This window comes from Shewanella psychropiezotolerans, from assembly GCF_007197555.1.
GTDB lineage: Bacteria > Pseudomonadota > Gammaproteobacteria > Enterobacterales > Shewanellaceae > Shewanella > Shewanella psychropiezotolerans.
In genome coordinates, this window is sequence record NZ_CP041614.1 from 1,889,387 (window position 1) to 1,904,965 (window position 15,579).

Sequence of the window (15,579 nt, forward strand, 5' to 3'; positions counted from 1 at the left end):
TGAGATCCCGGTGTTATGCGTTACTTGAGGCTAGGACGAGTCGTCGCTAGTCGTAACGATAAATACAACCGGGCAGTGGAACCTTATTTACATAAACAACTACTTAAAAGAGCTAAGCAAAAATTGCTTTGATCTATAACTGTTTAAGTTAAAGCGCCTGTTGCCCAGTTAAAACCTGTAACAATCATCAATTAATCTCCTATCTGTTTAAGTTGGTAATAGTATTAGAGTCAGTCGAACTTCCAGCGTGGTCATTCGACTTCAAAGTGAGCTCAACAATAACAAAATCCGCTAGGTTTCACTAGCTACTCCTTGCTGATTTTTACTTATTTTGGCTTTTAAATCATCAGATGTCCCACCTTGACTAAAATAACCGTTTCCTGTTTCACAAAAGGATGATGCTCACTCTGATGCGGGCTGCGTATCCAGGTGTTTGCCGGATATCTGCCATGTTCATCTTCAAACTGCCCCGATAATACCAGTATCTCTTCGCCGCCAAAGTGTCGATGGGTTGAAAAACCTCATTGGCAGGCCATTTCACCAGCGCTGTGTGCTGCCCCTCAAAATCATGCAGTGACATGACCTCGAGCCCGCCAATACCTTGTTGCCATACCTGTCTCTTGGTATCGACTCGCACTTGCTGAGTATCTTGAATATTAAACTGGTTGAGTTTGACAAAAAGGGTGCAACCATTCGTGCTAAACGGGCTATGACTGCTGCCTGGCGGATTACGAATGTAAGTCCCCGCCGGGTAGTCACCCGTCTCATCGGAAAAGGTGCCATCTAACACCAATATCTCTTCACCTATTGGGTGACGGTGTGCGCTGAAATGTGAACCAGCTTGATAACGCACTATACTGGTGGCATGGCCGCTTTCTTGGTTCTCCCTTGCCAGAGGCTTACGGGTGACTCCCTCAAGGGGGCTAGGAAGCCAGTCCATATCATTGCTGTCGATAACGACTCTGTGTGCAAAATCCATATTCAGATTTATATTTAATAAAGGATTCATTTCCTGGCCCTTGTTGATTCCACAGTTCTCATGATTACTCTTTCTTACTCGATACTCGATACTCGATACTCGATGCTCGATGCTCGAAACTGGTTTAATTTCGCCCAGCCATCACGCCGCCATCGACATCCCAGATGGCACCAGTAACCCAACTGGAGGCATCTGAAAGCAAAAAGCTAATGGTATTGGCAACATCTGATGGAGTGCCTATCCTACCGATTGGATGGAAGCCATTAAAGCCTGCTAAGGCTTCATCCATCTGCTCAGGTTCAATAAAGGCTTGATAGATGGGCGTCTTGACCACGGCAGGAGAGACGGCGTTGACCCTGATATTAGCGTCTGCCAGCTCCATGGCCATATGTTGTGTCAAGGCATGAAGTCCGGCTTTAGCCATAGAGTAAGCAGAAGAGGGGGTAGCCTTAACCGCTTGTTTTGCCCACATAGAGCCAATGTTGACTATGTTGCCACCGTCATTTTGCATCATGTTCTTGGCTACGGCTTGAGAAATAATAAAAGTAGACTTGTTTAAGCCCATATAAATTTCATAATCACTCTCGCTGTGCTCAAGGAAGGGCTTTGGGTTGAAGTAGCCGGCGGCATTGACCAGATAACTAACCTTGTTTGAAGGTAATTCAATAAAGTCGATGATGCGTTGAACATGGCTTTTTTGATAAAGATCGGCTTGTAACCCTGATACCTTACCAAATTCACTCAGCTCGGCAACGGCCTTCTCAAGCTTAGCGGCGTTGTTGCCGACAATAACCACTTGAATATTGGATTTTACGAGTTGTTTGGCCGATTCAAAGCCCATACCACTCGAGCCGCCAACAATAAGTGCGATGCCGGAATGTGAAAAAGCCAGGTTTGAAGAATGAGTCTCTGTAGCTGTCATAATGAATCCTTGTCGATTATTCGTTGATTACTTATTTCGTCGGCGTTTAAGCCGTTTGATGTGATAATCTTATGGCTCATCGACAGATTAAAATAGTAAGTACAAATAGGTTCGCTAGGTACTTTTTGGTACATCTTTATGACTTTAAAAGAAAAAGAAATTTCAACTTTGCAGTTACGAGTGGTAAGCCCGAGTGAAAGCACACGCATGGTCGAAACCATAGTGGGCTGTAAATGGTCTTTGACCGTTTTTCAGCTATTGGCTCAAGATATCAATCGCCCTGGTGAGATGGTACGCCGTGTTGAGGGCTTAACCACTAAGGTACTTAATCAATGCCTGAAGCGTAATGTCGAATTTGGGATCTTAGAAAAAATCAGCTATCCGGAGATCCCGCCGCGTGTGGAGTATCACGTGACGCCTTTCGGAAGTAAGTTTATGACAATATTGGATGCGCTTAAAGAGCTGCAACAAGAGATAGAGGCGCAATAGACTTTGGGTTCATTCTACCTTGGAGCAAGCTAAGGGCTGCCATTGACCGCAATCCAGAACGGGAAATTACCCACAATAAATCATTTCTCTATGGTCATGATCTGGGCATTGATCACCACGACTTGGTTGTCTTTAGTTAAGGTGACGTAGATCCATTGGCTGTCCTTACTGGTACGGATACCGTGGGGTCCTTGACCGACAACTATGTGTTGAGTCGTTAGGTTGACAGGATCTATGATTGAGATCTTGTTATCGCTAATGGCAGCAGTGGCCACAAAGCTATCATCGGGGGCGAGATCTATTCCCCATGGCCATTGCCTACCTGGATCACTTTCAATACATTTTCTTAGCCATTTTAAATAGTTAACAATAACACTAGACTCACTCATTTATTTGCGTGAACTGCCAGTTGCCTTGTACTCAATCAAGTTGATTTCTTGGCCTGCTGGGTCTTTGAGCACTGAGACTGAGCCGATATATGGGATCTCAAATGCGGCAAGTTCAATGGCCCCATCAGCTAATGCCTGTTCTACGGATTGATCAATATTGTCGACAGTGACATACCCCACCCAAGCCGATATAGGCATATGAAATTGTCCATCCTTCGCTGTTTCCTGACAGTTAGTTGCGGTCTCGAAGATGCCGGCCATAGGTTTGACAGAACCATGAGGAATGATGAGTCCGTAGCGCTTACCATTTCTTCCGCGAACCTCCCTGATGGTGCAATTGAAATGTGCCGTATAGAAAGCGACAGAAGTATCAAAATATTGAGTATGTAGCTCTTGCCAATCAAAGTTCATCTTTTTCCCTATATCTACCGATAGATTTGAATGTGTTGGTCATTATCAGCTTGTTTGCTTTTCTATAGATCACTAGGAGTTTTAGTTGAACATGTATTCCGCTCTTTAATACGGGGCGCCATTCCGTTAAGCTCATAAAAGGACCATTTTGAAAGTATGTTAGGGATGCAAGGGGATGTGCGCAGATAAAACCATCAGACAATTACAAGCCGAAATCAAAGCGTTGAAAGATGATAATCTCGAGTTAACAAGGCAGATGCTAAGTGTCGAGGAGAAGCTGACCGCTGCTCTGGATGGCACAGGTTTATGTCTTTGGCAGCAGCATATCCCCAGTGGTACGCTCACTATTTTCAATCGTGAGTGGGGGCATCTACTGGGTTATACGGAGCAAGAGTTGTCGGCTCATGTGGATAGCTGGAAGGGAAAACTTCATCCGGAAGACAGAGACTGGGTAATCGCCGCTTTTGAAGATCATGTATCCGGTAAAGCTGAGTCCTATCAGGTCGTTCACAGAATGCTGCATAAAGATGGCAGCGTAAGTTGGGTCTCAGACAGAGGCCGTATCGTCGAATATGATGAAGGTCGACCTGTTCGTATGATGGGGACTCATATTGATATTACCCAAGAGAAGCGCTACGAACTTGATTTAGCCAGGCTGGCTCATTGTGACCCTCTTACCCATCTACTCAACCGTAAGGCGCTGGAGCAAGCATTTTATATTCAACAACACAGTCAGCCACGCATTGGCGGTGCACTTTTCTTCATCGATCTCGATGGTTTCAAGTTACTTAACGATAAACATGGTCATCGATTCGGCGATCTGGTGTTGATGGATGTGGCACAGACCCTTAAAAATAAGGCGGGAGGGTTAGCCAAGCTAGCGCGTTTTGGTGGTGATGAGTTCGTGATTTTGCATACTGCTATCAATAAAGAGGTACTGGCTAAGTTAGCTCAAAGCATATTGGAACACTATTGCAGACCCGTTCAGATTGATTCCTGTGAAATCAAATTAGGGTTAAGTATCGGTATCAGTCTATTTGATTGCTCCGATCCATTTATTGCGATTTACGAACAGGCTGATAGGGCCATGTATCAGGTGAAGCAGAGGGGAAAACATCATTATGCCTTTTGGCAAAACCATGATCCCCAAGCACTTAAACTAACAAAACGGGTTAGCTAAAGGCTAATAGCCTATAGCTAACCTAGCCTTTACCAACACATTGATACTTCTTGGTGACCATATAGACATCACATCTTGAGCCAAGCTGATCCCGGCAGCTGGTTTGTTCACCGCTAAAAGCATCTGCTTTTTTGAATCCCCAAGCTTTGCATCTTTTTGTTGCTGTCTTTAAGGCATCTTGTTCATCGAAGATAGATGTTTCACTTGGCGTACGGGTGTAGGAGAGTTCAATGACCCCATCGGCTAGGCTGCCGCCTGTGGCTTCCATGGTTTTCATTGAAGTGCATGCCGATATAGTGAGAGCAAGGGTTGCAATAACGAGCGTTTGTTTCAGTATGTTTTTCATAAGTTATTGATTCGAATTCTAAATTGATTAGGAAGCTTATATAAGCTTCCTTCTAGGCTTCGGCATCATAGTCAATGAGTTGCTTAAGAGCACATTGAAAATAGTAAATGAAGTGTGTTCGTCCAAATATTATTCAGATGCCTCATTATGGTTAGCATACGTGAAACATATTTCTTACCTTGATGCTCAGTATTGAGTTAAAAAAAATGCAGCCACTTGGCTGCATCTCTTCTTGGTATAGTGAAAACTGAACTTAGTTAGCTATCTTTAGCTCTGCTTTTTCACCGATTAAATTCATATTAAAATCGAACTCATCGACGCGGATCGCGCGCTCACGCTTGAGGTTGTAGCTCAGCAATTGTTTGTGCTCTGTGGCGTTGATGACTTTAGCGGCCAGAGCATTATCGAGAGTGATAGGGAAGCGAGTGCCAGGTTTGAATGCACGCGCCTTAAGCCCCTTTTTCACCTTAGCCAGTAACTCGAGGCAATCCATCTTAGCCAGATAGGCTTGCTCGTTGATGTAGTTACCATCACCGACAACAGGCTTAATCAAGTGAGTCAGGTTCTTCTTGAACTCAGTATTGAGCTGGGCCTGCTCGGCAAGCTCTCTGACTAAGTTATCATTCACTTTCGGCATTTTAGCTGAGTAAGTCACCGTTAATGCACGCATTAACTTACGTACTGGCGACGACGGGAAGTTTTCCAGGAAGGCAAGCAGTGCTTCTTCTGCCTTACACAGAGACCAACGGGTCGCATAGTGAAAGTAAGGCGCTGCTTGTGCTCTTTGCTCGCTTGGCAGTTTCTGCTCGTAATAACGAATCGACGCCATGGCAGCGTACAAGTAACTCATCACATCACCCAGGCGCGCCGATAGCATCTCGGCTTGCTTGAGTTTTCCGCCAAGTACCAGCAAAGAGAAGTCGGCGTATACTGCGAGTTTCGAAGCCAGTTTGTTGACTGATTTCTCGTATGTCGCGACTTCAGCTAGCTTAGAGCTTGAAGGGGCTGTAAATGGCAGCAGGCCTAAACGGAATGCGCGCAAACTGTTGTTGACGCTGTAACCTATGGTTTTACGGAATATGCTGTTAAACACCTTATCGGCATTCTTATGATCGCTGTGAATCGCCTCAACCATGCTCTGCATATGAGGGTGACAACGCATTACGCCTTGCCCGAAAATCATCAGGTTACGGGTCAGAATGTTAGCGCCTTCGACCGTGATAGCGATAGGCTGGGCAACATAAGCCGAGGCTAAGGTATTTTGTGGACCACGTTGAATGGCCTTACCGGCTTGAATGTCCATGGCTGAGTTGAGTATATCTCGGCCAAGTTCGGTCATATGATATTTTGCGATTGCAGTCACTACCGAAGGCTTAAGGCCTATACCTAGGCCTTCTGTGGTCAGCACTCGCATGGATTCCTGTAAATACGTCTTACCGGCAATGTCTGCAAGTTTTTCTTGAATGCCTTCGAACTTGCCGATAGATAATCCAAATTGCTCACGGACGGCGGCATATTCTGCCGAAGACTTAAATGAGCACTGGCTCACCGCTGCACCAAGGGCAGGTAAAGAGATACCACGTCCCGCGCCAAGACAGGCAACGAGCATAGCCCAGCCACGGCCAATCTTAGCCTGGCCACCTATGATGAAATCCATAGGGATAAATACATTTTCGCCGCGTGTGGTGCCATTATAGAAGTTAACGCCCATAGGATCGTGACGATTGCCAAGTTGTACCCCCGGGTGAGACTTAGGGATCAGCGCACAGGTAATGCCAAGATTTTCTTTGCCGCCAAGCAGACCCTTTGGATCTTGAACCTTGAACGCCAGTCCAAGTACTGTGGCGATAGGGGCTAAGGTGATATAGCGCTTATCCCAGGTGATCGAGAGACCAAGTACCTGCTTACCTTCAAATTCACCCATAGTCACAATGCCAACATCCGGGATACCACCGGCATCAGAGCCAGCCTCCGGGCTGGTCAGGGCAAAGCACGGGATCTCCTGACCTTTAGCCAGACGCGGTAGCCAGTAGTCTCTTTGCTCACTGGTACCATAATGCATCAATAGCTCGCCCGGACCCAAAGAGTTAGGCACCATGACAGTAACGGCAACGGCTGAGCTCTTGGCCGATATGGTGGCAACTATGGTTGAGTTAGCGTAAGGGCTAAATTCGAGTCCGCCGTAGGATTTTGGAATGATCAGTGAGAAAAATTTGTTCTCTTTAAGATAGCTAAGAATGTGATCCGGTATATGTTTATCACCCTGGATAGCGAAGTCATCTATCATCTCTATTAAAGTGGTCACAGGACCATCGAGGAAGGCCTGTTCATCTACGCTTAACTTAGCGACCGGAATGTCTCTCAGTGCAGCGAAGTCAGGTTTGCCTTGGAAGATCGATCCCTCTAACCATACATCACCGGCATCGAGTGCCTCTTGCTCTGTGGTAGAAATACTCGGCATTATCTTTTTTAATTGGGTTCTTATGCTCATCTTCTTCGCTCATCCGACCAGAAATTCAGATCACATTACTACATAAAATCAAATTTAGATCAATAACTCCAAACGAGTAATTTAAACGATTGTTTTAATTGTTCGTTTGCTGTGAAAGTTATATTCTGATTTTTCATTGGCTTACATGTGTGCGCTGAGATATGAATTATTTATATTAAGGGTTAATTTTTATTGAGTAGAGTGAGTAAAGCCTGGCAAAGCTAAGACTCGATAAAGGCTTATAGTGATAAAAAGGCTTGAGTACACTTTAGTGCGATTAAACGCCTTGCCTAAGGGGAGAAGGACTGGGGGAATAAACTCGTGAATGGAGACTGACCCTGGAATGAAAATGAGCAGCAAATGCTGCTCATTTAGCTTACCTAAGTTTACTGATTAAACTGACTCGTCTAGGTTAGAACTGAGCTTCGACTCTTAGAGTCAATTGTCTTGGATCACCTAAGGTGTGGACTCCATAGCCGGTGTCAGCTGAAGCTACATATTCAGCGTCCAACAGATTGGTGCCTAAAGCGTAGACTGAGAAGTTATCCCATTCATAGCCGATACGGGCATTGACCAAGGTTTTTGCATCGTTCTCAGGTTCGTAATCAAGCCCTGATGCTTCGGGGTTATTTAGGGCTGATGATGTGCCTGCATAGCTGACGTTTAGGTTAGCGAAGATACCAGAGTCACTGCGATAAGTGGAGCCTATGTTTGCCGTCCACTCGGGGCATCTTCGAAGCTTCGACCGGATAGGTCGTAAGTCACGGTTGGCAGTACGACCAAAAACTCTTCAAACTCAGTTTTGGCATAACCCACGCCGCCATAGACGCTCCAGTCGCTATCTATCTGATAGTAAAGTTCAGTTTCGAAGCCTTGAACCGTTGAACTACCCGCATTACGGGTTTCACTGTCATATCTGTTACCCGAGAACTGTACATCTACCTGTTGATCTTGCCAGTCAACATAGAAGAAGTTGGCATTGGCACTTAAGCTGCCTTCTAGCCAGACTGAGCGAAATGCCAGTTCATAGTTCCAGGTATATTCGGGATCGAAGGTATGTGTGGTGTTTTGGGCCGTGTTAGTGCCTACACCACCGGAGCGATAACCTTGTTGTACGGTAAAGCTGGTGGTGATGTCACTGCTCCAGTGATAGCTGGCACCGAGTTTTGGCAGGAAGGCATTGAAAGATGCATCAACCAAGGGCTCTGCCCCAGAGGCGCTGTCCGCCATGCTTAGCAGTTTTGCATTGATCCCAGTGATCAGGGCGCTTGTCATAGGGTCAAATGCTGGATTTGCAGGGTCTGGCATCAGATGAGCGTTGGTGATCGCTATATCCCCATCGGATTCATTTTCCTGTTTTTCGCGATCGAAACGGAAACCGGCAAAGATGTCCCAATTGTCATTGATTTCATAAACCGCATCGGCAAACATGGCTAAGTTAGTGACACTTTGTTTGGTTATTGCTTCATTATAAATCCGTACTGGATCAACATCGGCATATAGGCCTAAGACCATGTCTGCAAGTGATTGTGGTAGTCCTAACCCGCCATTTTCCGGGGGAGTGACTAACAGAGTCGGTACGCCTAAGCGCTGGAAGCTAAGGTATCTTTGACCATAGGATTTAGTGTTAATATCCTGTTTAGAATAGAAGGCACCGATAACACCGGAAACCTTGTCCGTGTCGAATACCAGTTTAAGCTCTTGGCTGAATGTATCTTCTTGATTGTCCCAAAATCTTGCTGCTGTAGGCTCAGGAGTTCTATCATCATCCCAGCTAAATCCTCCATAGACAGTGGAGTAGGCGCTGACAGCAGAGGCTGTCCAATCATCATTGATATCGTAGTTGAGCGCTAAGGTGTAGATATCGACATCGGTGAAGGTAAAGCTGTCTTGATCGATTGATACTTCTCTTTGTCCAAAAGGATCGTTTAGCGGACTGCCATCTTGAGCCGTTGTTTTAGTGCTCTGCATACCCACTGAACTTTTAGCTTTGGTATAGCCTATTTGGGCATAGAACTCTTGCAAGTTTGAAGGCTGATATTTCAGCTTAAAGCGATAGGTTTCATTGTTATTATATCCGGCAGGCTTGCCTGTCACTGTATTGTTGATATAACCGTCGAAATCATTTTTATCGGCGCTGGCTCTAAAGGCGACTTCATCTTCAATAACCTCACCGCCTATGGCTGCAGCGTACTCCTTCTGACCATTTTCACCCACACCTAGCCTGGCTTTTCCTTGCCATTCGAAACTCGGGTCGACCGTGCGCATTATGATGGCACCGGCCAAGGAATTACGTCCCTGCAGGGTCGATTGAGGACCACGCAGAATTTCTATCTGGCTAACATCCCATGCTGAGAATCCGCCTTGACGTACAACACCATAGGGCATCACTGCGCCATCGATGTACATAGAAGCTAAGTTGCTGCTGCCGCCACCTGAAACGTTATAGGCATCTATGCCACGTATGCTAAAACCACTACGGAGATCACCGTTAACGTTTGGAGTACGTTCGAGTGCATCATAAAGATCGTTAATGTTTTGATCTTCGATCTGCTTGCTGGTGATCACAGCTACGCTAGCCGTGGTTTCTTGTAGTGTTCTGTCTATTTTCTGGCCTGTGACCATGATCCTTTCTATGGCTTGGTCATCGGCATTAGACATGGCTGGAAGCATGAGTGAGAAGAGTATGCTGGTGCGAATAGCGAGTGTTATTGGGTTATGTTTCATCATAGGTCCTGTCTGCATTTCGATGTATATCTATACGAATGAGAATCATTATTAAAAATCGCGGCGGATGTTAACACAAAGTTAAGGTGTTGAGGCAAGAGTATTTACACTAATATGTCTCGTATCCATTGCCAGGCCACAGATGTGCAGCTTTTAATGTAAATTTTACTGAAAAGTTTGTGAGAGGTGGTAGGCTCGCCTGTTATCTAAATGATAACTATTTGCATGTATTAAGATGAGCGTAACGATTGTCGTACTCTGGTTTGGATGTTTAACCGCATTTCTGTCCAGTAAGCATCAAGGTTTACTGGCTAAACCTTTGATGAAGTGCTTTTCCATCTCTGTTTTTGTCGTCTGTTTAATGGCTAGTATCTGGTTGTTAACATATATCTATAACCCGATTGCTTCGGCGCTGATGGTATTAGCGTTTACCATGTTTATCTGGCTGAGTTTAGTGCTACAGCTTGGGCATGTTAAGGCTAAATTGGTTCCCTTGAGCTGTTTCAATTTAATCTTCTGGGTCGCTGTGGTTCAGCTGGGAGGTCAACATGTGGCCTAAAACCTTCGCCGCCATATTCGGTGGTTGTCTTATCTCGATTTCGGTGATGTTGAATCTCAATTATATACTTCCATTAGACGTCGATACTCGGCTATTTGTCGGATTATTGATGGCCTTTCCACTCTGGGTGAGTGCCATGATCTGGTGTTATGCCAGTGATTCAGGTTGGCATGCCTGGCGACGTTGTGGCGGCTTATTGTTGGTATCGGCTGGATTCAATACTCTGTTTTTTTTCAGTTAAATTGAGATTTATCTGAACTGAGGTCAAGTGAACAACAGCTTATTAAACATAACTCATTAAACTAAGTCATTAAACTAAGTCATTAAACTAAGTCATTATGAATAAACAATTTTTAAAGCGTCTAACCGAGGCTCACAGTTGGCTGGGATTGATCATCTCTGGTTTGCTATTCATCGTTTTTTTTATGGGCTCAATAAGTTTATTTCGCAGTGAAATATACCTCTGGTCTGTGTTGCCACATCATACACCTGCCCAAGGCGAGGTTTTGTCTCCCAGTGAGATAATGACACTGGCAATTAAGGATCGTCCCTTCAATGCCAAGGAGCATTTGACACTAGTGTCTCCGACTGCAGAGATGCCATTTTATAAAGTCTATGTGGACATCGTCCTCCCCGAAGATGCGACGACGGATATCGATTATGTGTCACTCTTGATGGACCCTGTGTCTGGCGAGATCCTGGCACATGTCGATGACTTCTATCTGGCCGATTTTATCTACCAGTTACATTACAATCTTAATATTCCCAATGGCGGTTATATTATAGGTTTTGTGACCCTATTTTTCTTTTTCGCGCTGATATCTGGGATTTTCATTCACGCTCGTAAGTTGTTCAGACAGTTTTTTCTTTACCGCACTAACGAGGGTAAGCGAGATCAGCTGCTCACCATGCATAATGTCATTGGCGTGATGACCCTGCCGTTTACCTTGATGTATGCCATCACAGGATTGATATTTAACTTAGTTATCATCTATCAGATCGCGTTCGCCTTAGTCTTGTATAAAGGCGATCAACAAGCACTACTCAGTGATGCTGGTTATACCCAGCAAATGCCTGAGTGGCTGGATGAGCCGCAGGATACCAGTGCAGAAGTTGATACCTTAGTGGCTCAGCATATTGCAGCGTTTGGTCAGCCACCTAGAGTCATTCGCGCCTATAACTATGGTGATAGCAGTGCACTGCTGCACATGTTCGGTAACGAGTCAGGAAAATTTGTCAGTCCTGTCGAGCAGGTGTTTACCTTAGATGGCGGCGAAACCTTGTTCTCAAGGGCGCCAGAGACTCCCAATACGATGACAACCGGGAGAATTGTACTCTCGACGCTGCACTTTGGTGATTATGCGGGCACGGATCTTAGACTGATCTATTTATTACTTGGCATGGGTGTGTGTGTGCTTATCGTCAGTGGTAATCTACTTTGGGCCGAGAAACGGACGCAGCAGAGAAAATCTTCGCCAAAGAGTATCGCATTGGTTAATAGCATGACGTTAGGCTCGACCATGGGAGTTATATTCGCCACCGCGATGGCATTCTTGTTCGAGCGAGTAGTGCCCCTGGGAGTGGTTGGGCGAGACGAATTGATGATGAGCAGTTTCGTGGCGAGTCTTGGACTCTATCTGGTGCTGGCTTGGTTTGTGTCTGATAAGCGAAAAATGCTGTTTATCTCACTCATTGCTACAGCATGTATCTTATTAACCACCATTTTAGCGGATTGGGTGCTTTTCCATGAGCAGATAGTGATGGCGTTAAATGCGGGTTTTATGGCCGTTGCCGGGGTGCAGGTTGGCTTGGCGATCACTGTGATACTGTTTATCACAGTCGCTTTCTCTCTAATTGCTAAGCAAAAAGCTGGTGTACCTGATTCGGGTTACAGCCCTGAACTGAATAAGAGCCTGGCCGATGAGGGGCTAACTCAAAGTTAACTCAACGGATTAGTGCCATCAGATAAACTTTATACCTGTTTAGCCATACTTTTATCAGGAATAGAAAGCGCAGCCATATGGCTGCGCTTTCTTGTTGTAGAGCCTTCTTAAAAACTTGGTGAGATGATTAATTTATCATCAATACTTGTTGCTCAAGTCCAGTGTCATATTGCCAAACTTGGTATTGTGGCTCTTTGCCATCATAAAACCAGAGAACGGCAATCAATTTATTCTGATGATTCGCTACTTTGATCTTGGTCGTGAGTAGGCCCTTATCCAGTGGCCCCCTGAACTGGCAGGAATCAAAGTTCACCGAGTAAGTGTTATTACTGCCATTAAATTCATCGCACAGTGAGAAATAGGCTCGCTTGCTTGAGTCGATACTGATATCGATTGCAAGTTGGAAAACGCTCTGCATGACATTGTGAGGGTCAATAATGAGATCATCTAATGAAGTTGGCTTCGGGGTAGATGTTGCTGGTGGAGTTACCGGAGGTGGGGTGCTGGTATCTGTTGTAGAGCCTTCATCTCCTCCGCCTCCACAAGCAGGCAGGATGCTGAAAGTTAACAGCAATAAATAGCGTTTTATACTCGTCATTTTTGTTAAGTTTTTCATATTCATCTCCTTTCCCATATTCAAGGGTATTGTTCAGGTCAAGTTAACGTTAGTCCTGAAAAACGAGTGCCGAAATAGGGGTAAGATACCAAGAGGGATTAGTATTGCCGCTGTTATCTGCTGCGAAATCGATAAACTCTGGATAGCACGCATCTAAACGTAGCCTTTCTAGTGGGTGTTTCCAGCTGGTAGGCACCTCTAATGCCCAACCCATACCATTTTCATTAAGAAAATAGAGCCCTTGATTTGGAACGGATCTGTCTTCTCTGAAGCCAAAATAGGCCGTATCGAATTTATCTGTAGGTGCTTTATTTTTCAGATGGATCTCAAGTTTTCGTCCGGGATGCTCACCAGTGGGTTCCTTTGCTGCTTGTCCATGATCACTTTCTGGGGTTGCAAAGATAAAAGGGTCATAGGGAAAGTCTGGCATCTGGGATTCTGGCACTGCATTCACAAAGGGGATAGTCATATTCCAAGTGGTGCGGTAGCTAGTTCCGCAGCCCGATTCTGAACGAAGAAACTCGCACCCAGTAGTGAGAGTAATGTAATCCCAAAGGTCTTGGGCAAGTATAAGTACGCCATAAGTTTGACCGCTTTCCAGCGGCGAAGCACTCTGTGCAACACCGTCAATACTCCATTCAATGGTATTTTCCTTGATGTTACTCATCGCGATACCCGGTAATTGAATGGCAAATCCGTTGTGATAAAAAGCGCCTGCTGCTGCGAGTTTAGCTACAAACTCTACTCGTCTGACTTGACCATATTTGACATATTCAATGAGCCTTAAATGGAAAATGACATCATTCATGTCGTAATCTTCTCGGGTTGGGTAGAGATCTTCAAAAACTATTGAGGTGAAAGTTGAAGATGATGGATAGTAGTTAATGGTCACGCCGGTTTCAGTTGTGCTGATTTGATAGTCTTCGACCTCCCCATCTCCGGCTCCCCCGGTAGGGCCAATGTCGGCCAGGCTACTGAAGCGAAATCTAGCCCATGTTTGACCGGTTTTTCCCCATGTAGGCACATCTAAATTGACATTGTTACTGCCGGGGGAAAGGGCGTGGCCTGTGATAGCCTGCTCGTCACTGTCAAAAATACCATCTCGATTCCAGTCAAACCAAGCGTTGAGAAAACCGCCACTGCCCGTTGCGGTGGCAAGAATGACAGCGGATTCACCTACTTCAAAACCAGTAGGGAAGCTAATGCCATCTTCATCATCCATGCCGTCACTATCATCATCTGACAAAGGAGTAGGGTAACCACTAGCTTCACCGTCGACACTGGCACCTAAATAAAAATCATCTATGATGGAGTGTCTGGCACCATTGGAAGCCATATATGTCCCATAGCTATCAGGCGCATCACCAAAGTCAACATTCTCACCAACAGGCACTTCAGCCAAGGCGCACCGGGCACCGTCATTACTCGATGATGAAGGGCCGTAAGCAAATATATCGGCAATGGGATTTGACTCATTAACATTGAGGCGATAGATCTTACCGTTACTATTATTGCTCAGGTAAAGCACACCGTCGGGGTCGAAGAACTGCGCGCCAAAGGTGAATTTTGAACCCGTTGAGACGACCACCACCCCCAGGTTTGTGGCGGAGGCGTCAAACGGGTCGATGCGAAGCAGGCTGGCATTATAGCCATTAGTGACGGCGTAGATATATCCATCGCTTGGATGGAAGGCAAAGTCGGTGATGTTATAGGTCGCGTTAGCTGTACTTCCGGCAACGAGTGTCATTGGATAGTTGTTTGGGTCATCTAAGGGGATTTTAAATAGACCCTTATTTTTTCTATATCCATACCAGGCATTTTCATTGATGGCGATGTCACCGACAAAGAAGTTTCCCGCAGCAGATGCGTCGGCATCTTTAATAATGGTGAGTGGGGTGATCACATAGTCATCACCGGTTTTACCTAAGGTGCTGGCTTCATAGTCCCAGCCATAGATATAGTTATCGTGATAATTAAATCCCACACCGTTATAGGAAGCAAGGCGATTCATGTCGTCTGAAAGTATCACATAGCTACCCGTTGCCAATTCGACACCGTATGCAATGGGAACAGAAGAAGGCGTTTGTATGATGAATGCCTGAGTCGGACATGACTCAAACTCAGCTGCAATGCCATCATTGGCAAAGGTAGATAAGATAGTAAAGAGAATGAGAGGAGAGAGATATTTCATAGTTAGTCCCTATATGAAACGGATTTTACTATGAACTGCATGAGATGTGCCATTTTGTAATAATTTGATTTTTATGGCATTTGTGTTTTTTTTCATTTCAGCTCGCAATTTGCGATTCAAATTGCACCACTTAAAAAGTGGCCTTCAGAGGGGAAATGTAACTTCTATGAAGAGTCGTCATTACATGCTGGAAAATGAAGCCGGCGGCCGTCCCATGCTTATTATTATCGATAGTGCTTGTTAGTTAACTCGACGTTGACGGTGCATGCTCTCCATATATTTCAGCCAACTCGTATTCATCCATAACTTATTCATAAGTGAGTTCCCAAGCAAGTG

At 45.2% G+C, this 15,579-nt stretch carries 15 protein-coding genes and 1 pseudogene; 5 read left to right on the forward strand and 11 right to left on the reverse strand.

Annotated features, from left to right (window positions below; genetic code table 11):
* Nucleotides 1-338: 338 nt before the first annotated feature.
* The 3 genes and pseudogenes from FM037_RS30370 to FM037_RS08425 all read right to left on the reverse strand — a co-directional run bounded on the left by FM037_RS30370 (nt 339) and on the right by FM037_RS08425 (nt 1,871).
* Nucleotides 339-485 carry a cupin domain-containing protein gene (locus FM037_RS30370; RefSeq protein WP_407695656.1) on the reverse strand — a complete coding sequence of 49 codons (147 nt, stop codon included), beginning with the start codon at nt 483-485 and terminating at the stop codon, nt 339-341.
* Between the two features lie 23 nt (nt 486-508).
* Nucleotides 509-1,009 (reverse strand): annotated as a pseudogene (locus FM037_RS08420) (cupin domain-containing protein); the annotation flags it as partial.
* Nucleotides 1,010-1,103: 94 nt separating this feature from the next.
* A complete protein-coding gene (locus tag FM037_RS08425) occupies nt 1,104-1,871 on the reverse strand; it encodes an SDR family NAD(P)-dependent oxidoreductase (protein ID WP_144048890.1) in 768 nt (255 codons plus the stop codon).
* 168 nt (nt 1,872-2,039) lie between these two features.
* On the opposite strand from FM037_RS08425, the gene FM037_RS08430 reads away from it, so the two are divergent.
* A complete protein-coding gene (locus FM037_RS08430) occupies nt 2,040-2,390 on the forward strand; it encodes a winged helix-turn-helix transcriptional regulator (protein ID WP_144045629.1) in 351 nt (116 codons plus the stop codon).
* Between the two features lie 80 nt (nt 2,391-2,470).
* Here FM037_RS08430 and FM037_RS08435 read toward each other — a convergent pair whose 3' ends face one another.
* The gene (locus tag FM037_RS08435; protein WP_144045630.1) at nt 2,471-2,779 is read right to left on the reverse strand and encodes a YncE family protein; all 309 of its coding nucleotides are present in this window, start codon (nt 2,777-2,779) and stop codon (nt 2,471-2,473) included.
* The gene (locus FM037_RS08440; protein WP_144045631.1) at nt 2,780-3,190 is read right to left on the reverse strand and encodes a VOC family protein; all 411 of its coding nucleotides are present in this window, start codon (nt 3,188-3,190) and stop codon (nt 2,780-2,782) included.
* A 175-nt stretch (nt 3,191-3,365) separates the two neighbouring features.
* Here FM037_RS08440 and FM037_RS08445 point away from each other — a divergent pair, with 175 nt between their 5' ends.
* Nucleotides 3,366-4,370 carry a diguanylate cyclase domain-containing protein gene (locus FM037_RS08445; RefSeq protein ID WP_144045632.1) on the forward strand — a complete coding sequence of 335 codons (1,005 nt, stop codon included), beginning with the start codon at nt 3,366-3,368 and terminating at the stop codon, nt 4,368-4,370.
* Between the two features lie 22 nt (nt 4,371-4,392).
* On the opposite strand, the gene yecR is transcribed toward FM037_RS08445, so the two are convergent.
* The 4 genes from yecR to FM037_RS08460 form a co-directional block, all read right to left on the reverse strand.
* Nucleotides 4,393-4,716: a YecR family lipoprotein gene (gene yecR / locus FM037_RS08450; protein ID WP_144045633.1), complete on the reverse strand. Its 324-nt coding sequence runs from the start codon at nt 4,714-4,716 to the stop codon at nt 4,393-4,395.
* A gap of 253 nt (nt 4,717-4,969) precedes the next feature.
* Complete coding sequence (locus tag FM037_RS08455; protein WP_144045634.1) at nt 4,970-7,207, reverse strand: acyl-CoA dehydrogenase; 2,238 nt, start codon at nt 7,205-7,207, stop codon at nt 4,970-4,972.
* Between the two features lie 412 nt (nt 7,208-7,619).
* Nucleotides 7,620-7,784: a hypothetical protein gene (locus FM037_RS30105; RefSeq protein ID WP_324617116.1), complete on the reverse strand. Its 165-nt coding sequence runs from the start codon at nt 7,782-7,784 to the stop codon at nt 7,620-7,622.
* 128 nt (nt 7,785-7,912) lie between these two features.
* A complete protein-coding gene (locus FM037_RS08460) occupies nt 7,913-9,937 on the reverse strand; it encodes a TonB-dependent receptor (RefSeq protein WP_267874869.1) in 2,025 nt (674 codons plus the stop codon).
* A gap of 232 nt (nt 9,938-10,169) precedes the next feature.
* On the opposite strand from FM037_RS08460, the gene FM037_RS08465 reads away from it, so the two are divergent.
* The 3 genes from FM037_RS08465 (at nt 10,170) to FM037_RS08475 (ending at nt 12,436) form a co-directional block, all read left to right on the forward strand.
* Complete coding sequence (locus tag FM037_RS08465; RefSeq protein ID WP_144045635.1) at nt 10,170-10,493, forward strand: hypothetical protein; 324 nt, start codon at nt 10,170-10,172, stop codon at nt 10,491-10,493.
* Nucleotides 10,483-10,734, forward strand: a complete 252-nt coding sequence (locus FM037_RS08470) for a hypothetical protein (RefSeq protein ID WP_144045636.1) — start codon at nt 10,483-10,485, stop codon at nt 10,732-10,734. The genes FM037_RS08465 and FM037_RS08470 overlap by 11 nt, the downstream gene beginning before the upstream one ends.
* 97 nt (nt 10,735-10,831) lie before the next feature.
* On the forward strand, nt 10,832-12,436 hold the full coding sequence (locus tag FM037_RS08475; RefSeq protein WP_144045637.1) for a PepSY-associated TM helix domain-containing protein: 1,605 nt from the start codon (nt 10,832-10,834) through the stop codon (nt 12,434-12,436).
* A 127-nt stretch (nt 12,437-12,563) separates the two neighbouring features.
* Here the strand turns inward: FM037_RS08475 and FM037_RS08480 are convergent, their stop codons facing one another.
* Both FM037_RS08480 and FM037_RS08485 read right to left on the reverse strand, forming a co-directional pair.
* On the reverse strand, nt 12,564-13,052 hold the full coding sequence (locus tag FM037_RS08480) for a hypothetical protein (protein ID WP_185976983.1): 489 nt from the start codon (nt 13,050-13,052) through the stop codon (nt 12,564-12,566).
* 49 nt (nt 13,053-13,101) lie between these two features.
* The gene (locus tag FM037_RS08485; protein ID WP_144045638.1) at nt 13,102-15,243 is read right to left on the reverse strand and encodes an LruC domain-containing protein; all 2,142 of its coding nucleotides are present in this window, start codon (nt 15,241-15,243) and stop codon (nt 13,102-13,104) included.
* Nucleotides 15,244-15,579: the final 336 nt, after the last annotated feature.